The 24,038-nt window shown below is 71.7% G+C and carries 19 protein-coding genes; 9 read left to right on the forward strand and 10 right to left on the reverse strand.

Translation table 11 applies throughout. The annotated features are described in order from the left end of the window. Position 1: 1 nt before the first annotated feature. Positions 2–1,027 (reverse strand): saccharopine dehydrogenase family protein, encoded by a 1,026-nt coding sequence (locus NZH93_RS02790; protein WP_259621270.1) that lies wholly within the window; start codon positions 1,025–1,027, stop codon positions 2–4. 96 nt (positions 1,028–1,123) lie between these two features. Here NZH93_RS02790 and NZH93_RS02795 point away from each other — a divergent pair, with 96 nt between their 5' ends. Further along, positions 1,124–2,077 (forward strand): helix-turn-helix transcriptional regulator, encoded by a 954-nt coding sequence (locus NZH93_RS02795; protein WP_259621271.1) that lies wholly within the window; start codon positions 1,124–1,126, stop codon positions 2,075–2,077. A gap of 7 nt (positions 2,078–2,084) precedes the next feature. Here the strand turns inward: NZH93_RS02795 and NZH93_RS02800 are convergent, their stop codons facing one another. Continuing rightward, positions 2,085–2,543, reverse strand: coding sequence for a nuclear transport factor 2 family protein (locus NZH93_RS02800; protein WP_259621272.1), 459 nt, complete (start codon positions 2,541–2,543; stop codon positions 2,085–2,087). Positions 2,544–2,672: 129 nt separating this feature from the next. Here NZH93_RS02800 and NZH93_RS02805 point away from each other — a divergent pair, with 129 nt between their 5' ends. The 4 genes from NZH93_RS02805 to NZH93_RS02820 all read left to right on the forward strand — a co-directional run bounded on the left by NZH93_RS02805 (position 2,673) and on the right by NZH93_RS02820 (position 7,027). Beyond that, positions 2,673–3,512, forward strand: a complete 840-nt coding sequence (locus NZH93_RS02805; protein WP_259621273.1) for a helix-turn-helix domain-containing protein — start codon at positions 2,673–2,675, stop codon at positions 3,510–3,512. Then, complete coding sequence (locus NZH93_RS02810) at positions 3,509–4,429, forward strand: phosphotransferase (protein WP_259621274.1); 921 nt, start codon at positions 3,509–3,511, stop codon at positions 4,427–4,429. The genes NZH93_RS02805 and NZH93_RS02810 overlap by 4 nt, the downstream gene beginning before the upstream one ends. Positions 4,430–4,631: 202 nt before the next feature. Continuing rightward, positions 4,632–6,317 carry a serine/threonine-protein kinase gene (locus NZH93_RS02815; protein WP_259621275.1) on the forward strand — a complete coding sequence of 562 codons (1,686 nt, stop codon included), beginning with the start codon at positions 4,632–4,634 and terminating at the stop codon, positions 6,315–6,317. A 50-nt stretch (positions 6,318–6,367) separates the two neighbouring features. Beyond that, entirely contained in the window at positions 6,368–7,027 is a 660-nt protein-coding gene (locus NZH93_RS02820) for a DNA alkylation repair protein (protein ID WP_259621441.1), read from the forward strand. Positions 7,028–7,126: 99 nt separating this feature from the next. On the opposite strand, the gene NZH93_RS02825 is transcribed toward NZH93_RS02820, so the two are convergent. Then, entirely contained in the window at positions 7,127–7,561 is a 435-nt protein-coding gene (locus NZH93_RS02825; protein ID WP_259621276.1) for a DUF5980 family protein, read from the reverse strand. Between the two features lie 165 nt (positions 7,562–7,726). Between NZH93_RS02825 and NZH93_RS02830 the strand changes: the two genes are divergently transcribed. After that, positions 7,727–8,086, forward strand: coding sequence for an SRPBCC family protein (locus tag NZH93_RS02830; protein ID WP_259621277.1), 360 nt, complete (start codon positions 7,727–7,729; stop codon positions 8,084–8,086). Positions 8,087–8,124: 38 nt separating this feature from the next. Here the strand turns inward: NZH93_RS02830 and NZH93_RS02835 are convergent, their stop codons facing one another. Further along, positions 8,125–10,041, reverse strand: coding sequence for an FAD-dependent oxidoreductase (locus NZH93_RS02835; protein ID WP_259621278.1), 1,917 nt, complete (start codon positions 10,039–10,041; stop codon positions 8,125–8,127). A gap of 374 nt (positions 10,042–10,415) precedes the next feature. Here NZH93_RS02835 and NZH93_RS02840 point away from each other — a divergent pair, with 374 nt between their 5' ends. Next, positions 10,416–10,586, forward strand: a complete 171-nt coding sequence (locus tag NZH93_RS02840) for a hypothetical protein (RefSeq protein WP_259621279.1) — start codon at positions 10,416–10,418, stop codon at positions 10,584–10,586. A gap of 136 nt (positions 10,587–10,722) precedes the next feature. Continuing rightward, the gene (locus NZH93_RS02845; protein WP_259621280.1) at positions 10,723–12,384 is read left to right on the forward strand and encodes an HEXXH motif domain-containing protein; all 1,662 of its coding nucleotides are present in this window, start codon (positions 10,723–10,725) and stop codon (positions 12,382–12,384) included. 234 nt (positions 12,385–12,618) lie between these two features. Here NZH93_RS02845 and fxsT read toward each other — a convergent pair whose 3' ends face one another. From fxsT to NZH93_RS02875, 6 genes are all read right to left on the reverse strand, one after another. Continuing rightward, a complete protein-coding gene (fxsT, locus tag NZH93_RS02850; RefSeq protein ID WP_259621281.1) occupies positions 12,619–17,028 on the reverse strand; it encodes an FxSxx-COOH system tetratricopeptide repeat protein in 4,410 nt (1,469 codons plus the stop codon). Next, positions 17,025–18,077, reverse strand: a complete 1,053-nt coding sequence (locus NZH93_RS02855; RefSeq protein ID WP_259621282.1) for an AAA family ATPase — start codon at positions 18,075–18,077, stop codon at positions 17,025–17,027. The genes fxsT and NZH93_RS02855 overlap by 4 nt, the downstream gene beginning before the upstream one ends. After that, complete coding sequence (locus NZH93_RS02860; RefSeq protein ID WP_308214158.1) at positions 18,074–19,612, reverse strand: VMAP-C domain-containing protein; 1,539 nt, start codon at positions 19,610–19,612, stop codon at positions 18,074–18,076. The genes NZH93_RS02855 and NZH93_RS02860 overlap by 4 nt, the downstream gene beginning before the upstream one ends. Positions 19,613–19,696: 84 nt before the next feature. Further along, a complete protein-coding gene (locus NZH93_RS50495) occupies positions 19,697–20,182 on the reverse strand; it encodes an effector-associated domain 2-containing protein (protein ID WP_259621284.1) in 486 nt (161 codons plus the stop codon). A 104-nt stretch (positions 20,183–20,286) separates the two neighbouring features. Beyond that, entirely contained in the window at positions 20,287–20,940 is a 654-nt protein-coding gene (locus NZH93_RS02870) for a response regulator (protein ID WP_259621285.1), read from the reverse strand. Next, positions 20,937–22,235 carry a sensor histidine kinase gene (locus tag NZH93_RS02875; RefSeq protein WP_259621286.1) on the reverse strand — a complete coding sequence of 433 codons (1,299 nt, stop codon included), beginning with the start codon at positions 22,233–22,235 and terminating at the stop codon, positions 20,937–20,939. Before NZH93_RS02875 ends, NZH93_RS02870 begins: the two co-directional genes overlap by 4 nt. 145 nt (positions 22,236–22,380) lie before the next feature. Between NZH93_RS02875 and NZH93_RS02880 the strand changes: the two genes are divergently transcribed. Beyond that, complete coding sequence (locus tag NZH93_RS02880; protein ID WP_259621287.1) at positions 22,381–23,994, forward strand: alpha/beta fold hydrolase; 1,614 nt, start codon at positions 22,381–22,383, stop codon at positions 23,992–23,994. Positions 23,995–24,038: the final 44 nt, after the last annotated feature.

Here is a 24,038-nt window from a genome sequence, read left to right on the forward strand (position 1 = left end):
TTCAGAGGTCGACGACGTGGCTGTCCGCGATGGTCGCGACCAGCTCCGGTCCGTAGGCGGAAGCCGGTGACTGGAACCCCGGCGCGAAGTCCCCGGCGAGGACCCTCCTGGCGATCTCGACGGTCGACAGCCGGGTGAAGCCGTACCCGGTGGGCGTGTCCACGTAGGACCGGACGACACCACCGTCGTCGCCGACGACCTCCGCCGCCACCCGGCTGCGGCCGAGTGCCCGCTGCGCCTCGGTGGGCCCGTCGGGCAGGTCCGCGAGGTCGCCGTCCGGCGACGGCAGGGCGCGGGCGTTCTCGAAGTACACCTCGATGTTCGGCACCGAGGTCGACCGCCACGAGGTGATCAGGTCGCCCATGGGCAGCAGCACGGAGCTCTCCGGCCCGTCGCCGTAGTCGAGGTCGACCGAGGTCGGTCCGGGCAGCGCGGTGATCCGGCCGTCGGCGCGGACGAGCGCGCCGAGGTCGACGATCGACCCGTTGCTCGCGAGCGACCCGCGGGAGAACATCGACCCGCCCGCGAACGCCTCGTCCGGGTCGGGACCGCGGTAGAGCTTGAGACCGATCCGCAGCGTCCGCGGCCGGTCCACCCGCCGTGCGGCGTGGGCGGCGACGCAGTCGCTGGGGACGACGTCCCAGCCCGCTCCCGGCAGCAGCATCACCCCGGCCGCCGCCGCGGCGTCGCCGAGGGACTCCGCGAGCGCGAAGACGGCGTACTCGGCAGTGCTGTCGAGGTAGTGCGCCCCGGCCCGGACGCACGCGCGCATCATCGGCCCGGCCGTGGCGCTGAACGGGCCCGCCACGTTCAGCGCCACGGAGAACCCCTCCAGGCCGGTGCCCAGCGCGTGCTCGTCGTCGACGGGGAACACCACGGCGGGCACCCCGAGCTCGTCGGCCAGCGCTGTCACGCGGTCGGCGTTCCGGCCGCCGACGGCGAAGTCGAGCCCCACCTCCCGCGCCCGGTGGGCGATGAGCTTCCCGGTGTAGCCGGTGGCTCCGTAGATCAGCAGGCGTGCGTTCATCGCGTGGTCCTCGTCTTCCGCTCGGTCGGTGTCCCCCGGACGCTAGGACGAGTTCCGGACAGGGACTGTCCGGGTCGTGCCGTAGCGTCCTGAGGTGTGATCAGCACCTCCGCCCGCCTGCTGCGGCTGATCGCCCTGCTCTCGTCCCGGCCGTCGTGGACGTCGACCGCGCTCGCCGAGCGCCTGGAGGTCACCGACCGCACGGTCCGGCGGGACGTGGCCCGGCTGCGGGAACTCGGCTACGGGGTCGAGTCCGACCCCGGCCCGTGGGGCGGCTACCGGCTGGGCGAGGGCGGCAGGGCCCTGCCGCTGATCCTGGACGACGAGGAGTCGCTCGCCGTCGCCGTCGCGCTGCGGGAGGCCGCGCGGAGCGGGATCCTGGGCGGCGACCAGGCCGTCCTGTCGGCGTTGCTGAAGCTGCGCCGCCTGGTGCCCGCGAGCGTCGCGGCCCGGCTCGCCGCGATGGACACGACGTTCGAGCACACGGACCGCGCGGGTGAGCAGCCGCTGTCGACGGCGCTGCTCGCGGCGCTCGCGAACGCCGCCCGCCGGGGCGAGCGGCTCCGGCTGTCCTACCGCGACCTCCAGGCGAGGGAGTCCGTGCGGGAGGTGGACCCGCACCGGCTGGTGTTCACCGGCCACCGCTGGTACCTCGTCGCACTCGACGTCTCCCGCGGGCGGTGGCGGACCTTCCGCGCCGACCGCGTCGTCGACGCGCGGACGACCGGGCGGCCCACCGAGATCACCGACCCGCCGGACGCGGCGCGGCTCGTCGCGCGCATGATCACCAGCGACTACCCGGTGTACGCGAGGATCCGGCTGGACCGGCCGGTCGACGAGGCGCGGCGCCTCGTGCACCCGACCGCGGGCACGCACGACGAGGACGGGCCGGACGGCACGATCGTCACCCTCGGCGGCCTGGACCCGGAGTCCCTCGCGGAACGCCTCCTGCGGCTCGGCGTCCCGTTCCGCGTCCTGTCGCCGGACTCGGTCAGGGACGCGGTGCACCGCCGCGCGACGGCTCTGGCCGCGCTGAACCTCCCCACCTGAGCGGCGGTCAGGACGGGAGGTCCATGAGCCTGCTCAGGTCGCCGAACATCGTCGCCGACACGTCCCGGCGGGCGAAGCGCCACGTGCCGTCGGTGCGCCGGAACAGGTCCAGGTACTCGCCGCCCGCGACGGCCTGGAGCGGGAAGTCCGGCAGCGACTGGAAGACCGTGTAGTAGGCCCGCGCGGTGGCGGAACCCGCCGCCTCGTCGACCTCGATCAGGATGTTGGTGACGACGTGCTTCGTCCGGGGCGTCCCGTCCTCGTGCAGGAACAGGGTCCCGCGCGCGAACGCCTCGACCTCCTCCGCGCCGCGCAGGACCCGGCCGTCGAACGAGTACTCGGCGTCGGCGAACAGCGCGCCGAGACCGGCGAAGTCCCCGGCGTCGGCCATGTAGCTGTACCGGGCCATCAGGTTCTCCACCGCCCGTTCGGCGGACATCGGGGTGGTGGCGTGCTCGGTGGTCATGGTCGGTCCTTCCCGTCAAGCGGCTCCTGCGCACCGAACCCTCCCCGCTCCCCCGTGGCCGCGGAAGGACGTCCGGGGGTGGGTGCGCCACACCCCGCCACGGCGGCACGACCCGTCTAGGCTGGGCGGATGGGCACTGCGAGGGCCAACGAGCTCGGTGAGTTCCTGCGCGCGCACCGGGCGCTGATCGACCCCACCGACCGCGGCCTGCCCGCGGGCGGGAGCAGCCGTCGGGTCGCGGGTCTGCGGCGGGAGGAGGTCGCCGTGCTCGCGGGCATCAGCGGCGACTACTACGCGCGGCTGGAGCAGGGGCGCGAGCGCAACCCGTCCGCACAGGTGCTGGACGCGATCGGCCGGGTCCTCCTGCTCGACCTCGACGCGCGCGGCCACCTCTACCGGATCGCGGGCCTCAACCCGGTCCTGTCCGTGCACAGCGCCCGCGACCTGGTGCACCCGTCCCTGCTCGACCTGCTGGAGTCGTTCCCGGCGTCGGCGGCGTACGTGCTCAGCCCCGTCTTCGACGTCCTGGCCACCAACACCATCGCCGCCGCGCTGCTGTCCCCCTTCGCGGGCACGGACAACATGCTGCGGGTGCTCTTCACGCACCCGCAGGCTCAGGTCGTCTTCACCGAGTGGCGCGACCTCGCCGCGGCCACCGTCCAGGCCCTGCGGCTCAACGCGGGCTACTTCCCCGCGGACCAGCGGATCCGGGCCGTCGTCGCCGAGCTGAGCCGGGAGTCGCCGGACTTCCGGGCGCTGTGGGAGAGCCAGAGCACCAGCGGCCTGCACCGCACCGTGAAGGTGTTCGTGCACCCCGTCGTCGGCCGGGTGGAGCTGACGTACCAGACCTTCGACGTGCGCGACGCGCCCGGCCAGCAGCTCCTGGTCGGCACCGCGTCCCCCGGCAGCGCGAGCGCGGAGGCGCTCACCCGGCTCGGCGCGCTGAGCGCGGACCGCCCCGCGCCGTGACCGCGGACGACCTGCCGGACTGGCTGCCCGCCTGGTGCGCCGACCACCTGGGGGCCGAGCCCGCCGACGTGCTGTTCGAGCTGCGCTCGATCTCGGTGGTGTTCGGGCTGCGCCTGGCGAGCGGGCGGGACGTCGTGGTGAAGGCGCGGGAGGACGACGGCCGGGCCGCGTCGTGCGTCGCCGCGCAGGCCCGGCTGGCGGAACGCGGGTTCCCCTGTCCAGCACCGGTCACGCCGGTGGTGGCCGTCGGCGCGCTGGCCGTGCACGCGGAGGTGTTCCGGCCCGGCGGTGAGGAGTTGCGCGGCGACTCGCCGGACGTCGCGACCCGCTGCGCGTCCGTGTTCGCCCGGTTGATGGCCGAGCTGGCCGCCGTGGCCGTCGCGCCACCGCTGCCGAACCCGCGCTGGGCGCGGTGGGACCACGCGGATCCCGGTCTGTGGCCCGCGATCGGGTTCCTCGACGCGCGCGACCAGTCCGCCGTGCCCGCGCACGTCGTCGACGCGGCGGTCCGGGCCCGCGAGCGCCTCCTGGCCACCGACCTGCCGCGCGTGCTGGGCCACGCCGACTTCGAAGCGCAGAACCTGCGCTGGCGGGACGGCCGGGTGTGGGCGGTGCACGACTGGGACAGCCTGGCGTGGCAGCCGGAGGCGGCGCTGGTGGGCGCGGCGTGCGGGGCGTTCGCCAGCGCCTCGCCGCCGACCCTGGCGCCGATCGCGAGTTCGGCGGCGTTCCTGGTGGCCTACCAGGACTTCAGGGGCCGCCGGTTCACCGAGGAGGAGCTGGAGGTCGCGTGGGCGGCCAGCCTGTGGACCGCGGCGCACAACGCCCGCTGGGAAGCCCTGCACGGCGATCCCCCGGTGTCCGGTGAGGCCGTTCGCGCCCAGGCGTCCGAACGCCTCCGCCGCGCCAACGCCTAGTCCACGTCGGAAACCGGTCCACCAGGGGTCGCGGCGCGCGTCCACAGAGGACCGGTCGGTCTACCCGCGACGGGAAGGCCGTGCTCGCGCGAAGTTGATCATACGTAGGATGGGGCACGGTCTCACCGGGGCGCGCTCCGGCGGAAGATCGCCGGAGCGCCCGGATCCGCGGCGCCCACCCGACCAGGGCGAAGGGGTAGCCGTGAAGCCGCTCGGAGCGTCCGACCCGACCACGATCGGCCGATACCGGATCCTGGCCGAACTGGGCCGCGGCGGCATGGGCCGCGTGCTGCTGGGGTCCGGGCCGGACGGGCGGCTCGTCGCGGTCAAGCTGATCCACGTCTCCCTCGTCGGGGACGAGGGGTTCCGCGTCCGCTTCAGCCGCGAGGTCGAGGCGTCCAGGAAGGTCTCCGGGGCGTACACGGCCGCCGTCGTCGAAGCCGCCGCGGACGCGGACGTCCCCTGGCTGGCGTCGGTGTTCGTGCCGGGTCCGTCGCTGCACGACGCCGTGGCGACCGCCGGGCCGCTGCGGGAGGAGTCCGCGCTGCGGCTGGCGGCCGGACTGGCGACGGCGCTGATGGAGATCCACCGGGTCGGCCTGGTCCACCGCGACCTCAAGCCGTCCAACGTGCTGCTGACCGACGACGGCCTCCGGGTGATCGACTTCGGCATCGCCAAGGCCGTGGACGACCCCGGCAACAACCTCACCCGCGCGGGCTCCATGGTCGGCTCGCCGGGGTTCATGTCGCCGGAGCAGATCGAGGACGGCACGCTCGGCCCGGCGAGCGACGTGTTCTCCCTGGGCGCGGTGCTCGCCGCCGCGTGCACGGGCCGGAGCCCGTTCACCGGCGCGTCCACGTTGCAGACCCTGAACAACGTGGTGAGCGTCCGCACCGACCTCTCGGCGCTCCCGCCGCGCGTGCTCCTGATCGTGGAGCGGTGCCTGGCGAAGGACCCGAGCAGGCGCCCGACGCCCGAACAGGTCCTGGACCTGGCGCACCCGGTCCCCCCGTCGGTGCGCCCCTGGCTCCCCGCCGTCCACCGGATGATCGACGACCAGCGCACCGCCGTCGCCCGCTACCTGCCCGCGGGCCCGCACTCCCAGCCGCCGGAGGAGCAGACGATCCGCGTGGCGGTGCCCAGACCGAACCCGACCTCGGTGTTCGCCGCGGGCGAGCAGTCACTGGTCGGTCCGCCGCCCGTGACTCAGCCGCCCGTGACGCCGCCGCCCGCGCGCCGGGGCCCGCGGTGGGGGCTGGTGGCCGTCGCGGCGGCGGCCGTCGTCGCGCTGCTGGCGGGCGGGGCGGTCGTCTGGCAGAAGTGGCCGCTGTCCGGCACCGCGAGCGGCGGCCCGGCCAAGTCGTCGCAGAGCTCGACCCCGCCCGCCCCCGCGTCCAGTTCCGCGCCGACGACGACCGCTCCGAAGCCGTCGCCGACGACGTCCGCGCCCAAGCCGGCGGCCCGGAAGGAGCTGCGGCTGTTCTGGAACGGCGACCTCCAGGACAACGCGACCTGCCCCAGCGAGGACTGCCTGGGCCGGAACCGAGCCAAGTACGGCGCGGTCCGCCAGGAGGGCTTCGTGCTCGCCACCCGCGAGGAGGGCACGGTGCCGCTGAAGACCTTCTGGAACGAGGTTCGCGGGGACGTCGCCACCTGCGGCACCGAGGCGTGCGCGGGCGAGCAGAAGCTCGCGGGCTACGGCTTCCTCCGCGACGAGGGCTACGTCTACGCCGAGCGACGCCCCGGCACGGTGCCGCTGCGCCTGTTCTGGAACGCCGAGCGCGAGGACAACGCCACGTGCGTGACCGACGCGTGCGCCGAGGACCAGACCAGCGTCGGCTACCAGTACATCCGGGACGAGGGCTTCGTGTTCCCGGCCACCTCGTAGGCTGCACCGCACCACGACAGCAGGAGGACCAGGTGACGGTGACCGAGGTGATGGCCGAGTTGGCCGAGCTGGCCGACCCGAGGATCCGCCAGGTGAACGAGAAGCACGGCGACGACCACGGCGTGAACCTCGGGAAGCTGCGCGCGCTGGCGAAGAGGCTGAAGACCCAGCAAGACCTGGCGCGGCAGCTCTGGCGGACGGACGACACCGCGGCGAGGCTGTTGGCGCTCCTGGTCTGCCGTCCGAAGGCGTTCGACCGCGACGAGCTGGACGCCATGCTCCGCGAAGCCCGCACCCCCAAGGTGCACGACTGGCTCGTGAACTACGTGGTGAAGAAGAACGCGCACGCCGAAGTGCTGCGGGTGGCCTGGTTCGCCGATCCGGACCCGGTGGTCGCGAGCGCGGGCTGGGCACTGACCACCGAACGCGTGGCCAAGAAGCCGGAAGGCCTGGACCTGTCGGGACTGCTGGACGTCGTCGAGGCGGAGATGAAGGGCGCCCCGGACCGCCTCCAGTGGGCGATGAACCACTGCCTGGCCCAGATCGGGATCGACCACCCCGCGCACCGCACCCGCGCGATCTCAATCGGCGAGCGCCTGGAGGTCCTCAAGGACTACCCGACTCCCCCGAACTGCACGTCCCCGTTCGCGCCCGACTGGATCGCCGAGATGGTGCGCAGGCAGGGCGCCGAGCCGCAGCCTGCCCGCTGAGCGACCCGGACGGCGGAGTCCACTTCGGACTCGGTCCGCTCGCTCCCCCTCCGGTCGTCGGAATGACGATGGCCGCCACCACCGCCACTCCGGATCAGATCACGGGTAGCAGTCGTCCAGGATCTCGAGCTTCACCGGCACCGCCTGGGTGACCACGCCGTCGGTGGCCCAGACCTCCGGCGTGTACACGCCGACCGGCGCGGGCGCGATGGACACGTGGACGAACCCGACGATGACGCTGCCGGTGTTGGAGCCCGGCGGGAGCGTGGTGCCGCCCATGCTGCTCGATCCGGGCGGCAGCTTCCGGATGCCGGTCTGGATCGTCCTCGACCAGGTGCCGAAGACCGGGGCGACGTAGTACGTGTTGGGGTGGCCGTAGTCCGACGTGACGCACATCTGCTGGTCGATGTCGCGCAGCTCCCACGTCGGCTTCGTACCGCCGCCGGAACTGGCGAGCGCCGGAGCGCTGCCCATCAGCATCAGGATGGCCACCAGGCCGACCAACAGCCTGACGGCACTGCGGGTGGATCTCATGTGTGTCCTCCAAGAGGTTCACGCTTGGGCGGTTGTCACCGCCCTGTCCGGAGTCTAGTGATGTCGATCTTGGTCGGAGAAGGTCCGGACCACCCACACCACCTGTCAGGACCAACTCAAATGAGACGGCTCCCCGGTGCGGCGCAACGGGTCTAGGCTGCACGGGTGATCGAGATCGGCTCACGGACGCGCACGCTCCCCGCCCCTCCCCTGGTGGTCTGGGAGTCGCTCGTGGAACCCCGCCGACCGGGAGCCCGACCGTGGCTGGTCCTGCTGCCCGACGAGGTCGACCCCGTGGTACTGGCCGCGGAGGCGCCCGGCCGGGTGGTGTGGTCCTCGCTGTGGCCCAGCAGGCCGAACGACCAGGTGCGCTTCGTGCTGACGCCCTCCGGCGACGGGGGCACCTCGCTGGGGTTCACCCTGCTCACCCCGGACGAGGCCCCGGACCGGAGCAAGACAGGACACCTCAGGAAGCGGCTCAACCAGCTCCTCTTCGCCGACCTCCGCTACTCCTACGGGCAGTGACAGCGGGTGGACCACGCTCGTCCACCGACGCGGATCGCTTACCCCACACCGGTTTCCCGGCGCGCGATCGGCAGCGTCGCGGAACCGAGCGCGCTCTCCACCTGTTCCCACCGCGTGACCAGGTCCGACATCATCAGCATCAGGACGTCGGGGAACGCGTGCAGGAAGCTCTGGTAGCGGTAGTGGTCCAGGTAGAACACGACGACGTCGTCGCTGCGCGCCGTGACGGATGTGGTGCGGGCGTTGAAGAACAGGTCGTGGTGGCCGAGCAGCGCGCCGCGGCCGAGCAGCGCGGGTTCGTAGATCCCGCCGAAGTCGACCTCGACCTCACCGCTCGTGACGAGGAAGACCCCGTGCGCGGTGTCGTCCTCCCGGCAGAGGGAATCGCCTGCGCTGTAGGGGATCTCGTCGAACATCGACGCGAGCGTCTCCAGCTCGGGGTCGGCCAGCGGGGCGAACAGCCGCACCCCGTGGGGATCGGCGCTCTCCCGCAGGCACGCCACCCGCGCGGCCAGGTCGCGTTCGCTGATGTGCGTCATCCGCATCCGCACGAACCGCTGCATGCGGTCGGTGTTCCGCGTCTGGCGGCGGGAGGCGCCGGTGCTCGGCGGGGCGTAGAGCGTCGGGTCGCCGCCGATCCGCGCGGCTTCGCGCCTGCCGGACTCGTACGCGCTGTGCACGCAGCCCCAGTGGTAGGGGTTCGTGCCCTCACCGGCGAAGAACAGCCGGTCGCCGACCGGTTCGGCGAGCGTGCCGATGTCCTTCGACGAGGAGTTGACGCCGATGCAGGTGTACGAGCCGCGGGCGAACGGGTCCGTGGACCACGCGGTGCGCGAGAGGTGTTCGGGCGCCGGGGTTCCGGCGCCGAAGATGTCCCCGACGACGGTGGTGGCGTAGGCCGAGACGTCCTCTTCGGACCACGTCTCCAGCTCGCGGCCGAGCGAGGCGCCGAGCAGCATCACCAGAACCGGTTTGCCGTGCGACTTCCACATGCTGATGACGACCGTGGGGTAGCGGTCGGTGTCGCGGCACAGGTACCCGAAGACGTACTGGTCCTCGGGCCAGAACGGTTCGCGGTAGTGCAGCGCGATCTTGTTGAGGGTGCCGAAGCCCAACCGGGCGATGGCCGACCGCTTCGACTCGGAAAGCGGGGGCTCGAAGCGCACCACGTCGGCCTTGAGCACACCGAGCGGCACCGTCACCAGCACCTTGTCCGCCTCGAAGTCACCGCGGTCGGTCGTGACCCGCGCCTTGCCCGCTCCGGTGTCGATCCGGGTGACCACGTGGCGCAGCCTCACGTCCAGCCCCTCGGCGAGTGCGTCCACAACGGACTGGTAGCCCTGGTGCAGCGTGCTGTCGCCGTGGCCGTAGACCAGGTAGCCGTCCTCCCAGAACTTGAGCGACAGCTTGTCGGCGTCCTCCCCGACGTCCTCGCGCAGGATCACGTTGAGGTGGTAGCGGACCGCCTGTCCGTCCTCGGCGGACAGACCGCGCTCGGCCAGGACCTGCCGGACGGCCTCGCCGAGCGGGATGTCCGGGTGCTGACCCTTGCGCGCGGTCTCGGCACGCCGCTCCAGCTCGTGCAGCACGTCGTCGGCCAGTTCCCTGGTCCGGCTCTTGCTGCTGTGGTCGGCGATCCGGTTGTCCGCGGCGAACAGGTCCAGGCTGTCGAAGCCACCGGTGTAAGCGCTGTCCCCGCCCACGTAGCTGTACGGGATGCCCAGGTCCTCGACCAGCTCGGTGATCGGGTTCCCGTCCGTGCCGTGGATCCAGTGCGCGCCGAGGTCGACGCCGTGCCGGTCGGTCCAGATCCGCCCGCCGACGCGGTCGCGCGCCTCCAGGACCGTGACGGCGTGGCCCAGTTCGCGCAAGGCCCGCGCCGCGGCCAACCCGGAGATCCCGGCCCCCACGACCAGGACGGCGGGCCGACCGTCCACTTCGGTGTTCTCGGACATGGCTCGATTGTCGGGCAGCCCACGCGGCCCGGCACAGTCCCGGATCGTGTGCTGACGCTGGGCCGTACGGGTTGCGCTGGTGGCGGGCCGACCCGATCGGCGGTGCCGGAGGTGCTCGCGTGAGCCGGGACCACGAGCGGTCGACCCGCGGCGGGCAGGCGGCCCCGACGGCGTCGATCGGCCCGTCCGACGCCACCGCGCTCCCCCGGTCCGCACGACATCCCCCTTTTCACGCCACCGCGCCCGGCATTGCTGCATTCGGCGGCGACTTTTGATCCCGAAAGGGCACGATGACAGCCAACCGGCCGTTACCGGGATGTCCTCGGCTCGGGCATCATGGGAATCACTCGGGTGGGCACGGAGGAGTTGACGTGATGACGAATTCAGCATCGGATCTTCCGTCGGAGGTCGTCGACCTCACGAGCACCTCCCTCCGCGCGCTCCGGGACAGGCCGTCGTCGGTGCTGGACAGGGCGGTGCACCGCACCATCGCGGGGGTGCGACTCGGCGAGCACGACGACGCGGTCCAATCCCAGCGTGACTAGCGGATCCGATCCGCTCGGACGAGAACCGAGCACTCACCGCCTGCCCAGATCCGTCTTCGACCAGATCTGCTCCGGGCCGATCGACGGAACAGGAATGGCATTTTTGCGGAATGGTCAGTACAGCCTCCGCAAATTGATGTTTCGCGCCCTCCTGGAAGCACTGGACTCCTCGACGAGGTCGCTCGGCCCGTTCTCGGACGTGGACCACGCGTGGACCGTGCTGGCCGACGCCGAAGCCGTCGCGCCGGAGGTGGTGGAGGCGGTCCTGATGCACCCGGCGGTCGGCGTCTGGTCGTCGAGGGTGCTGCGCAACGCCTGCGGCGCCGCGGACGACAGCACCCCGCTGTGGTCGGAAGTCGGTGTCCTGCACGCCATCGCGGGCGCGTGCGCGGTGCGCTGCGGACTCGTCGCCACCCTGCCCGTGCCGGTCGTGCACGGTGCCGTCACGCTGCCCACGGTCGGGCAGTTCCGGCTGCCGCAGGACAGCTTCCCCGTGGGGCACGCGGAGTTGCGCGCCTCCCCGGACGGCGCGGTGCTGACCGCGTTCGGCAGCCGGGTGTCGATCACCACCCTCGACCGCGGCTTCCGGCCCGCGCGGACGCACCGGAGCACCGCCGACGGGCGCTCGCTCGACGTGGTGCTCGACGACCAGGACCCCTACCGCGAGTTCTCCGGCCTCGCGCCTCCGAGTCCGCTGGACGGCGTGGAGGTGGACGAGTGGCGCAAGCTCCTGGACGAGGCGTGGCGCCTGCTCGTGCGGTGGCACCCCGGCTACGCCGCCGAGCTGTCCGCGGGGCTGACCGCGCTCATCCCCATCGACGCCGCCCTCCAGGTGGTCGCGTCGTCGTCCTCCGCCGCGTTCGGCGGGATCGCGCTGTCCCCCAAGCGGTCCGCGACGGAACTCGCGGAAGCGCTCGTGCACGAGGTGCAGCACTCGAAGCTCAACGCGCTGTCCGACCTGGTGCGGCTGCACGACGGGCCGGACCCCTCGGTGCGGTACGCGGGCTGGAGGGACGATCCGCGTCCCGTCGTCGGTGCCCTGCACGGGATCTACGCGTTCGTCAGCGTGGTGGAGTTCTGGCACGTGCAGCGCGGCCTGGTCCCGGAGCCGCACTCGCGGCGCGCCGACCTGACGTTCGCGTTGCGCGCCCGCCAGGTGCGCCGGGCCGTGGACGACCTGCGCGGCGCCGCGGGGCTCACCGACCTCGGACGGCGGTTCGTCGCCGGGGTGTCGGTGCGGCTGGCGGCCTGCGAGACCGCCGACGTGCCGGAGGACGTGACCGCGGCCGTGACCGGCCTCCTCGAAGACCACTACGCGACCTGGCGTCTCCGGCACGTCCGGCCACGGCCCGCCGACGTCGCGGTGCTCGTCGAGCGGTGGTCCGCCGGTCTGGCGCCCTCGTCACCGCTGTCCGTCGCCGGTGACGTCGTCGCGAGCCGGGAACGCGGCGAGACGGGCAGAGCGGCCCTGCTGAAGGCTCTCGTGCTCGATCCCGACCGGCGCGAGCGGATGGCGGGCGCCGTCGGCCCGGACGCCAGGTACGCCCTGGGCGACCGCGCGGGCGCGGCGGCCGGGTACCTGCGGCACCTCAGGTCGAACCCCGACGGCGGGGACGCCTGGGTGGGGCTGGGGATGGCGCTGCGGTCACCGGCGCTGCTGACCCGGCCGGAGGTGGCACGAGCCGTGCACGACGCCGTGCTGACCCGCACCGGCACCCCACCCGACCCGACGCGGCTGGCGGCCTGGCTGGACCCGGCCGTCCCCCACCCCGCGGCCCAGGCCACCGCACGGCGGTAGGTGGTCACCGCGCCGGCGATGCGGTGACCACGAACCTTCACCGCGCGGTTACGCCATCCGGCCCGGAAAGCCCGGCGGAGACCGGAGGTCACCGCGCCAGTGCGCTGACCACGGACCCAGCCGTGTAGTTCCACCGACCAGACCGGAGGTCACCGCGCCAGTGAGGTGACCACGGACCCAGGCCGCGCGGGCTCCACCGACCAGCCGGAAGACCGGCGGTCGGTGGTCACGGCGTCAGAGCTGCATCGTGTCGGTGTCGCAGTTGGCCCGGACGGACTGGCTCGCCGCCGTCGTGGCCGGGTGGTCGTCGCCGAGGACCTTGCGGAAGCTGGTCACGGTCTTGGTGTGCAGGATCGCGGCCTCGTCGTCCTTCCCGAGCTGGCCGAGGTCGATCGCCAGGTTGAGCGCCACCGCGAGCGTCGACGGGTGCTCAGGCCCCAGCACGCGGATCGAGCGGTCGAACGTGTCCCTGTCCAGGGTCTCCGCCGTCGTGTGGTCGCCGAGCGCGGCGAGGTCGCTCGCCAGGTTGGTCGTGCTCACCAGGGTGAACGGGTGGTCGCTGTTGAAGACCTCCCGCAGCGAGACCGACGCGAACTCGTCCAGCTTGCGGGCCTTCTCCACGTCACCGCGCAGCCGCAGGGTGACCGCCAGGTTGGTGGCGGCGATCAGCGTGTAGGGGTGGGTGGGACCGCGGACCTCGCTGAACTGCCGGTGGCTGCGCTCGGCGAGCTCCTCCGACGCGTCCATGTCGTGCAGGTGGCGGAGGTCGGTCGACAGCGTCATCATCGCGGTCACGGTGTCGACGTGGCTGTCGCCGGACTGCCTGCGGTAGCGGTCGAAGCAGTCCGTGGCGAGTTCCTTCGCGCCGTCGTGGTCGCCCGCCTTGCGCCTGGCCACGGCCAGGTTCCTGGTGGCGCCGATGATGCTGGGGTGGTCCCGGCCGAAGATCTCGATCTGCTTCGCCAGCGTGGACTCCTGCTGCCGGGCCGCCTCCACGTACAGGCCGCACTCGCGCAGGTCCATGGACAGCGCGTTGAGCGAGCGGAACGTCAGCAGGTGGTCGGCACCGAGAACGGCCGTGCGGCGCCGCAGCGTGTCCTCGTCGATGTCGCGGGCGCGGAAGAAGTCGCCCATGAGGCGGTAGCAGCTCGCGAGGTTGTTGGCGTAGATCAGCGTTGCCGGGTCGTCCTCACCGAGGACTCGGCGGGACCGCTGGTAGACGTCCTGCTGGAGTTCCAGCTCCTCGGCGAACAGCCCCTGGGACCGGCGGTCGGCGGCGACCGTGTCGAGCATGCCCAGCACGTTCTCGTGGTCGTCCCCCACGGTGAGCCGCAGGGTCTCGTAGGTCTTCTCGTTGAGGAGCTGGGCCTCCTCGGTGTGCCCGAGCCTGCGCAGGGCGATGGCGTAGCGGCGGGTCATCTCCAGGGTGTCGAGGTCGGAGTCGCCCAGCAGCGGTTTCCAGGCGTCGACCGCCTGGACCGCGAGGTCGCGCGCCGCGCCGTAGTCACCGCTGTTCAGCAGGTACCGGACCAGGTTGTGGATCAGTTCGCGAACCCACTTGTCCTTGCTCTGCACCGCGAGCGCCATCGTGGCGTGGGGCAGGAGTTCCGCGTAGCGCGGCCAGTTGGCCGAGGCGTCTGGGTCGCCAGGATCGCCGTTGACCAGGAGGAGGTGGACCGAATGCCGCATCTTGTTCTGCTCGTCTTCGTTCAACCGGTTCTTCAGGACCGTCTGCACCAATCGGTGCAGTTGGAGGCTGTTGTTCCGGTGGTCGATTTTTGCCAGGCTGTACTTGCTGATTTCCCTGATCGCCCGGTTGAGCTTGATCGGGTCACCGAACGCTTCGTCGAGTGCTTCTGGCACCGGGGTCCCGCGTACGCCGCTGAAGAGTTTTCGAGATATCGGCTCCGGTCCGAAGAAGGCGCAGACCTGGAGCAACTGGAGAGCGGCCTGGTGCTCGTTCTTGAGCTTTTCCAGCGGGACGTTCCACGCCGCGGCGACCGGGAGCTGGTAGCCGGTGGCGGTCCCCGTGGACAGCAGCTCCATCCGGTTCTGCTGGAGCAGCTCCAGGTACTCGGACACCTGCATGCCCGTTTGCGCGCGCCACGCCGCGGCCTGCTCGATCGCCAGTGGCAGGTCGCCGAGGGCTTCCGCCAACCGGTCGGCGTCGGCGTCGTCCAGCGCGCCGCCGCGCATGCCCAGCAGCTCCTTGCTCTCGGCGCGGGTGAACAGGTCGACCTCGACCGCCCTGGCGACACCGGCCCAGTCGGAGTTGCGGGAGGTCACGACGATGTGCCCGGAGCCGGCGGGGAGGTAGGGGCGCACCAGTTCGGGGCGGTCGGCGTTGTCGAACACCAGGATCCAGCGCGAGTACGGCTCACCCCGGCGCAGCGCTTCCAGCACGGCCGGGACGGCGGTGTCCGCGGTGCCAGAGGCGGGCACGCCGAGCCGCTTGGCGAGTTCGACGAAGCTGCTGGTGATCTGCGCCGGGTGCTCGGCCGAGATCCACCACACGACGTCGTACTCGGAGGCGTGCTGGTAGATGTACTCGACCACGGTCTGGGACTTGCCCACACCGCCCATTCCGTGGAGTGCTTCGGGTAAGACGGCCGTCGCGCCCGGTTCGATCAGGCGCTGGCGCAATTGCTCCAGGAGTTGTTTGCGTCCGACGAAATCCGGGTTCCTCAAGGGGACGGGACCCCACACCTGCGGCCGCCTCGGTGTGCCGCCCCGCGGGTCTGCCGAAGAAGTGGTTTCGTTAATGGACATGAAATCTCCTTCGGTGAACGGCCGGTCCTCCGACTGCCGTGGCAGCGGCAGGGGGTCAGCCGTGGTCAACGCGTCGTCCTCCTCAAGAGCGCCGGACTCCATTCCGCGCACATCTTGGTCGGACGATCGTTCGTCGGCAACTCTGAGCAGTTTTCGCAATTCCCTGGCCCGTGAGGCATATCCGCCGGAGAGAGCGCGGAACACGGCCTCCTGGACCCGGAGGTAAGGAAGCGTCGCGTCGGAGATCTGCGGGATCTCCGTTTCCTCCGGATCGTTGACGGCCTCGCGGAAGTTCCGCAGCGCGGACACCTCCGAACCGCCGTAGTCGCCGAGGATTCGCGCGACCCGCGCCGTGTCGGCCCGAGTGCCCCCTGCCAGCAGTTCTTCCCGCACACCGGCGGAGAAGTCGTAGGAGACGACACCGCGACCGGTCGACGACCCCTGCGGAGCCGATCTCGTCACCAAACCGCTGAGCATAACCTCGGCGAGCGTGGACAAGGTGGAACCCGGTAAGAGGACACGCTGGACCAGCTTCATCGTCGAGAGGTTCATCGGGGTCGCCGCGAGCAGACCGGCGAGTCGGAACGCTTGGACCGACGCGACGGTGCGAAAGCGCAAAACTCTCGCCCGAGCGGTGAGCGGCGCCGGATCTGTCACCGGATCGGGGAGGATTTCATAACCGTTCAGGTGGACGAGCGCCGCGGTCGTCTCGATCCATTCGCCGTCGGGCGCGGTGAGGAGCCGCGTCCACCCGGTGAACCACTCGTCGGACAGCCCCAGCACGGGCACCGCGATCCCGGACCGCTCGTCCCCGTCCACGGCCAGGTCGGGGTCGACCGGTGCCACCACGAGGTGCTTGTTGGCCGCGCCGGGCCGTGGCGCGGACAGGCGCACCCGCTTGGCCACCAGGCCGCCCCAGTGCCACAGGCGCTGCGCCATCATGTGGATCACGGCCACCGGCATCGTCCGGCCCCAGCGGTGCAGCAGGCTCGCCGCGGCACCGTTGCGCCAGCCCGCGCCGATGGCGTCGGTCAGGACGAGGACGATGCGCCGCTCGGTGTTGTCGACGAGGTGGGACCAGTGCCGCGGGGCACCGGTCCCGCTCTCCGGGACCAGCACCAGGTCCTCCACGGACGTCCGGGACCCGTCGAGGGAGAAGCAGCGGACGTTGCGAAAGGCTCCCTGGCGCAGCAGGAGTTCGCGGAATTCGTGCGCGGTGCGTTGCCAGATGTCCATCGAAGGAGAGGCGTCTATCACCAGCACGACCTCGAAACGCCGCCATTCTGCGGCTTTCCACTCGGGTATCCACAACTCTTCCTGAGCGGCCCGGATCGCCGTCGCCTCTTCGTCGAGCACCTTCCGCCACGGTGACGGCGACCGCCGCGCGAAAGGTCGCAGTGCCTGGGAGATCCGGGCCGCTTCCGACAGCGCGGGAATGGTCGGCCACGCCGCTCTGGCGTCGACCCCGCCATTCGCCTCCGAGAGCGTCGAACCGGAGTTCACAACAGCCGTTCGGGGTTCCCAGTCCTCTTTTCCGCCCGCCTCCGACGCGTTGTCGAGAAAGGTAGGCGGATCGATGTCATCGGGAGTATTGTCTTGTTCTGGCGCCGAGTCCTCGAAGCGGGGGGTTTCCACAGCGGGTTGTTCGGGCGGGCTCTTGTCCTCCGCGGGCTGGGGTGGGTGGTCGGGCTCGACCGGTCGGGGAAGCCGCCGGGCCAGCCAGAGCCCGTCGCGCAGTTCCCGGTAGGTCAGGTCGGCGGCGCGCAGGCGTTCGGGGAGGGCGGTGCTCTCGAACTGCTGGAGGAGCGCGGTGTGGATGCCGACCGGGTCGAGGTCGTCCTCTTCTGGCAGGTCGCCGAACGGTGATCTGCTCATGGCGACTCCGCGGTGGGGTTCGCCAGCGGGTGCCAGATCGCCTTCAGCAGGCTGTTCCAGTCGTGGTCGGCCTGGAAGGCGCCGGACGTGGCCATCGAGACGGCGTTGAGCAACTGGTCGGCGGCCAGGCCGCCGAGTTCCGCGCTGCGGTCGAGGAAGGCGTTGATCAGGCGCGCGATGTCGATCCCCTCGGCCTCGCCGAAGTGCGCCGCGACCATCCCGGCGAGCTGCTCGTAGGTGGGCGGGCCGATGTGGAGCTTCAGGCAGCGGCGGAGGAAGGCCGGGGGGAACTCCCGCTCGCCGTTGCTGGTGATGATCACGATGGGGAACTCGCGACACTGCACGACGCCCTGGCTGATGACCGCCGATCCGCCCCGGTCGCGGGTCATCACCGAGACCTCGGGCTGCTTCTTGGCGAACCTGACGAGTTCCAGCACGTCGAACTCGCCTTCCTCGAAGACGTTGAGCAGGTCGTTCGGCAGGTCTATGTCGCCCTTGTCCATCTCGTCGACCAGGAGGACGCGGGGCAGGTCGTACGGCAGGAGCGCCGTGCCGAGCGGTCCGAGGTGGATGTAGTTGCCGATGTCGGCGTCGTTGCCCTGCGGCCGTCCGCCGGAGGCCTGGACGCGCCCGATGGCGTCGTACAGGTAGAGGCCGTCCTTCAGCGTCGTGCGACTGGTGATGGGCCATCTCAGCACCGGCCCGAGACCGAGTTCGCGCGATATCAGGTAGGCCAGCGACGACTTGCCGGTGCCGGGGTTGCCGGTCACCAGGAGCGGGCGCCTGAGGTGGATGGCGGCGTTCACCATCGCTATCTCCTGGACGTTCGGCTTCCTCGGCGTGTTCAGCGCCCGCCCGACGTGCCGGTCGCCCTCACCCCGGTCGTCCGCGGGCCTGAGCACCGTGCCCTCGCCGGTGAACCGGCGCCACGGCGGGGGTTTGGGCAGGCCCTCGATCGGCGAATCGGCTATCAGCCCCGTCCCCCGGTACACCTGCCACTCCGGCGTGGTGGCCGAGGTGGAACTCGTCGAATCGATACCGGCGCTCACGGTGCCGCCTCCTCGGGTGGTGCCGCGTTGGTCAGCGTCACGGTCCTCTTCGGGTCGTCCCAAAGGATGGTCAACTGGTTGCCCACGTGCCCGCTCCGCGGCCCTTCGCGGAACGCGGTCACGCGGGTGCGGCGAACCCGTTCGAGCATGGTGTCCTTGTCGTCGTCGTTGTGGAACACCGAGTGGGCGGTGGCCAGGAACTCCTCGGACGCGCAGTTCTCCCGGTGCCACAGGATCACCGGGACACCGGCCCGCAGGCCGACGGCGACCTCGTCCTGGCCGCGGGTCTCCGGCACGGGTGGCGCGCTGAGCACCAGCGCGACGAGGTTCGGCCGCTGTTCGAAGGTCGACGCGAGTTCGCGGATGCCCTCGGGGGTGCCTGCGTGGCCCTGGCAGATGCCGGACCTGTCGAGCACGCCCGCGCCGTTCAACTGCTCGGTGAGCTGGATCCACCGCTGGTTCCACGACCGGAGCCATTTCCTGGTGACCATGCGGTCGAGGCTCCGCACCACCGTCGGATACCGACAACCGAGCGGCATCGGAATGAGGCTTTCCACTTCCCACGACCACTGGTCGACGTCGAGGTTCAGGATTTCACCGGGCAGGATGAATTCGATGTTGATCGTCGGGACGTGCTGCGCCCAGTCGCTCTCCACCTGTTCTATCAGTGTCGCGACGGAGCGTTTCATGGAAGCCAGACTGCCCACCTCGTCACCGCCTCGTATCGGGTACCACCCGGTCGACAAGTCGAGCTGACGCCAATGGTAGAGCCGGTATTGGTCCCCAGTGGCCCCCTCTCGTTGCAATTGGAACACCAGGTAGGCCTCCGCGTGGGGCGGTGGGCTCGACGTCTTCGAACTGTGCAGCAGATCGTTCCGCAGGGCCTTCAACTCTGGCATCAAATGGAGCTGCTCAGCCTGTCTGTCCACCCAACGGCGTAACTCGATCCCGAGTTCGGGGCGGACGATGGTGGCGACGTGCTCGATGAAGACCAGTGGCTTCGGCAGCCCGTTCGGGCCCGCGTTGAGGGTCTCCAGCGCGCGGAAGACCTCCAGGTACGTGGTCTGCTCGCGCAGGCGCGGAGCGGCTGGACCTGCGGCGACGTGGTAGTAGTCGGCGATGTTGGGCACCACGACCCCGGCGAGCAGCGAGAAGAGCTTCTTCCGCTCCCCCGCGGGGAACATGCTCAGCGCCGTCGACTGGTCGATGATCTCGCGCAGCGCCCTCGCGGGCTTCGAATCCTGCTCGATCCGGTCGATCACCACCTGCAACGTCGCTAGGCCGTCCGGGCGACGTCCGCACACCTCGACGATGCTGTAGAGGTGACCGATCGCGTTCTTGTGCTCTTCGACGGGAAGGCGTTCGTCGAGTTCGTCGCACACCATTCGGACCACCAGGTTGCGGCCACTCGCATCAGTCAGACTGGGAATCCGCAGGAGGGCTTGGACTATCGGCCAGAGCGCGCTGTGATCCGCGCGGTCCTCCGCCCAGTCCATCGCGGCTTCCTCTCCTGAGCCGGTTTCAGGTCCGGCCATCCTCGCTAAGTCGTCGGCACGAGCGCGGTTGTTACCGGAACTCGGGAACAGGCGCGGTCGGATCGCGACCGGTCGAGAATGCCATTAACGACCTGTCCATTCGCTCGTTCGCGCTGTCAACCGGCGCATCGCAAGCGAATCCCCTTCGAGTTCCCGTAGCACGGCCACGAGTTCGAGCAGGCCGTCCTCGTGGTCGAGGCAGGTTCGGAGCAACCCGATCACGTGCAGCCTGGCGCGCGGGTGGTGCGGCACCGCGCCCGCGATGCGCACGGGCAGCAGGGAGAGGACGACGCTCCGCGCCGAGTCCTCGCGGATCGAGTCCACCTCCATGAGCGCGTCCACCAGCTCGCCGAACGCGTCGCGGCCCCCCGCCGCCCGGCCACCGGGTCGACCCGCCGGTGCCCCGGTCGAGGAGGACTGGTGGACGTGCTGCTCGGCGATGAACGTGACGTCCCGCCCCGCTTGCACGGCCGTGCTCCCACCCGACGGTTTCGCCCGCTGGTCGACCGCCGGGGGCGGCACGGCGTCGCCCGCGCCGTCGGGGCGGTCTGGTGGTTCGGCACTGCGCACGCCCCTGATCCTGCCCGTACGACCGCCGCGATGTCACCAACTCCGGCAACAACTCCCTTTCACCACAAGGCAAAGCCGCAATCATGCGGTCTCGAGGGCTGCCACTAGGCCGTTCCCGCGCGCACCAGTCCGCATTCGTAGGCCCGCACGACGGCCTGCACGCGGTCGCGCAGGCCGAGTTTGGCGAGCACGCGGCTGACGTGGGTCTTGACGGTGCCCTCGGACAGGAAGAGGTGGACGGCGATCTCGCTGTTGGACAGGCCGCGGGCGATGAGGCCGAGCACCTCGCGTTCGCGCTCGGTCAGCACGTCCAGCACCGCCGAGGCGGGCGGGGACCCCGTGCCGATGTGGCGTTCGAGGAGCCTGCGGGTCACGCTGGGGGCCACGCAGGCGTCGCCGCGGGCGACCACGCGCACGGCCGACAGCAGGTCGGCGGCGAGCGTGTCCTTGAGCAGGAAGCCGCTGGCGCCCGCCTGCACGGCGGCGTAGACGAACTCGTCGAGGTCGAACGTGGTGAGCATCAGCACCCGCGCGCCGACGTCCGCCGAGCAGATGCGGCGGGTCGCCTCCACCCCGTCGACGTCGGGCATCCGCACGTCCATGAGCACGACGTCCGGTCGCAGGTCCAACGCCATGGCTGCGGCCTCGGCACCGTCACCCGCCTCGCCGACGACCCGCATGTCGCCCGCGTTCTCCAGGATCATCCGGAACCCGGTGCGCACCAGGGTCTGGTCGTCGGCGATCAGCACCCGGATCACGCGTCGCCCCCCTGGATCGGCAGGGCGGCGCGGACCACGAACCCACCGGCGGGGCCCGGTCCCGCGACGAGGCTGCCGCCCAGCAGCCGCACCCGCTCGCGCATCCCCCGCAGCCCGTTGCCGCCGCCCGTCCGGTCGGCCGCTCCGCGCCCGTCGTCGCTGACCCTGATGCCGACCTCCGCCTTCCCGTAGGACAGCACGACCTCGGCCTTCGCGCCCTTGCCCGCGTGCTTCATGGTGTTGGTCAACGCCTCCTGCACGATCCGGTACGCCGAGAGGTCCACTGTGGACGGCAGGGGCACGGTGGTCCCGTCGACCCTGAGGTCCACCGGGGTGCCCGCCTTCCGCACCTGCGCGGCCAGCGCGGTGAGCTGCGCCAGCCCCGGCTGCGGGTGCCACGTGTCGTCGACCGCGCCCACCGCCGCCAGCACCCGGCGCATGTCGGCCAGCGACTCGCGGCCCGTGCGGACGATGGCGTCGAGCGCGGACCGGGTGTCGGCCGGGCGGTTGTCCAGCGCGGCGGCGCCGCCCTGCGCCTGGATCACCATCACCGACAGCCCGTGCGCCACCACGTCGTGCAGCTCGCGGCTGATCCGCCCGCGTTCGGCCGCCACCGCGAACGCCGCCTGGAGGTCGCGGTCCCGTTCGAGTTCCCGCGCCCGTGCCCGCAGTTCGTCGAGGTGCGCGCGCCTGCTGCGGGTGCTCGACCCGACGGCCCACGCGGCGAGCAGTGCGGACGCGAACACGGTCAGCTCGCTGCGCGAGGTGTCCCAGGCGTCCTCGCTGGGCAGGAAGACCGGCTCCGGTCTGGGCAGCGGCGGCGCCGGGACGACGCGCGGCGGGCGCGGTGGCGGCGGCTGTTCCGCGGACTGCCGGTTGGCGAGCGCGTTGGCCAGGGCCCACCCGGTGGCCAGCAGCACCAGGCAGCCCAGCACCGCGAGGGACACCGCGCGCCGGTGCCGGAGGGCGACCGTGTACAGCAGCAGGAGCACGCCCAGGTCGACCAGTGCGATCGGCGCGGGCAGCAGCACGTGGGTCGTGACGGCCGCGGCGGCGAGCGCCGCCATCGGCACCGGCCACCGGCCGCGCAGCGCGACCGCGACCACCACGGCCACCGACGCCGTCCACCAGACCGCCGCCTGGTCCGAGTCGTCGACGATCCGGGTCGGCCCCAGGTCGCCGCTCCACACGGCGTTCGGGCCGTTCACCACCAGGGTCGTGACCAGCAGCAGCGCCGCGAGCACCGCGTTCCGCGCCGCGGGCAGGCGCGCCCATCCCCCCAGCCGCTCCCTCATGGCCCGCGAGCGTAGGACGTGATCACGTGCGCCCGCGTCCGTCGGGAGAGGTATTTCGGCCGCCCGGAGTACATCGCGCGACAGACGTGATCATGGGCGCGGAGGTGGACGCGGGGGGAAGCCGGACGGCGCCAGCCTTGACCGCATGAGACGACAAGTGCTGAAACGCAAGGGTTCCGCGGTGGCGGTCGCCGCCGTCGCGCTGACGTCGCTCGCGGTCGTCCCGGCCGCCGCGACCGGGGGCGGGTCCGCGCCGACCGTCGCCTGGCAGACCTGCCCGGCGTACTCCGACGAGGTGCTCCGCGCCATCGGCTTCCCCGACGAGGTGCTGCCGGAGGCCCGGCCCCAGCTCGCCAGGATGGAGTGCGGCACGGTCAGCGTCCCGCTCGACCACCGCGCACCGCGCGGCCGGAAGATCGACGTCGCGATCACCCGGCTCAAGGCCACCGACCAGGCCCACCGGCTGGGCTCGCTCGCGCTCAACCCCGGCGGACCGGGCGGCAGCGGGTACCTGATGGGGGTCCAGCTCACCCTGCTGAACGACGAGACCAGGAAGCTCGGCCGGCGGTACGACCTGATCGGGTTCGACCCGCGCGGCGTCGGTTACAGCACCAAGGTGACCTGCTCCCCGCCCGGTCCCGGAGGCGAGGAGCCGGAGCCGGGCCCGATCACCAAGGAGGCGGCCAGGGCCTCCTTCGACCGGGAGTCCGCGGCCCTCAAGGCGTGCGGTGAGAGCGATCCGGCCTTCCTCGGGCAGCTCACCGCGGAGAACGTCGCCCGTGACCTCGACGTCGTGCGAGCCGCCCTGCGCGAGCCGAAGCTCGACTTCCTCGGCGTGTCCTGGGGGACGTGGCTCGGCGCGGTCTACCGCAGCGCCTTCCCGGCCACCGCGGGACGGGTGTTCCTGGACAGCGTGGCGCCGCCGCACTTCCGGCTGGACGCCTTCGAGAACGGCCGCGCGATGGCCGGCGAGCGCAGTTCCGCCCGGCAGATGGCGTGGCTCGCGGAGCACCACGACACCTACGGCCTCGGTGCCACGCCGGAGCAGGTGCGCGCCACCGTCCTGGCCATGGTCCAGGACTTCGACACCAACCCCAGGCGGTACACCGACGTCCCCGAGCCCGTCGACGGGTCGCTCGTCTCCGTGAGCACCGTGCAGCCCTCGGAGATCTGGCCGCTGGCCGGAACGGTGCTCAAGGAGCTGCGGGAGTCGACCGGCCCGACCGCGCCGCCGACGGTCAAGGACATCCTGGTGGGACCGCCGCGCGAGCCCGCGCCGCCGGGTACGCCGGAACGGCAGAACTCGACGATGGGCCGCGCGACCTTCTGCAACGAGGACCCGAGCAGGCTCGACTTCGAGCACGCCTGGGCGGCCTTCGAGAAGCGCCTCGCGGACAACCCCGTGACCGGTCGTTCGCTGCGGTTCTCGGCCGGGTGCGGCGCGTGGCCGCTGCCCGTCCAGGAGTACCGCGTCCGGCGCGGCACCGGATCGCTGGTGCTGGCCGGGCACCGGCACGAGACCGTGTCGGTGTTCGAGTGGACCGCCGAGATGCGGAACGCGGTGGGCGGCAAGGTCTACACCGTCGAGGACGACGTCCACGGGTCCGTGCTCCGGGTGCCCGAGTGCGCCGCCGACCTGGTCGGGTACTTCACCACCGGGCGCGTCGACGGCGGGTGCCCCGGCGCTCCCGGACCGGACGAGACGACCCCGTCGGCCACGATGACCCTCGACCTGACCGGCACGGCACTGGCTGACTGACCGCACCAGGAGGGGGTCGCGCCCGGGGTGCGGCCCTCTCCTGG

Origin of the sequence: Umezawaea endophytica, assembly GCF_025061645.1 — a bacterium.
Classification (GTDB): Bacteria; Actinomycetota; Actinomycetes; order Mycobacteriales; family Pseudonocardiaceae; genus Umezawaea; species Umezawaea endophytica.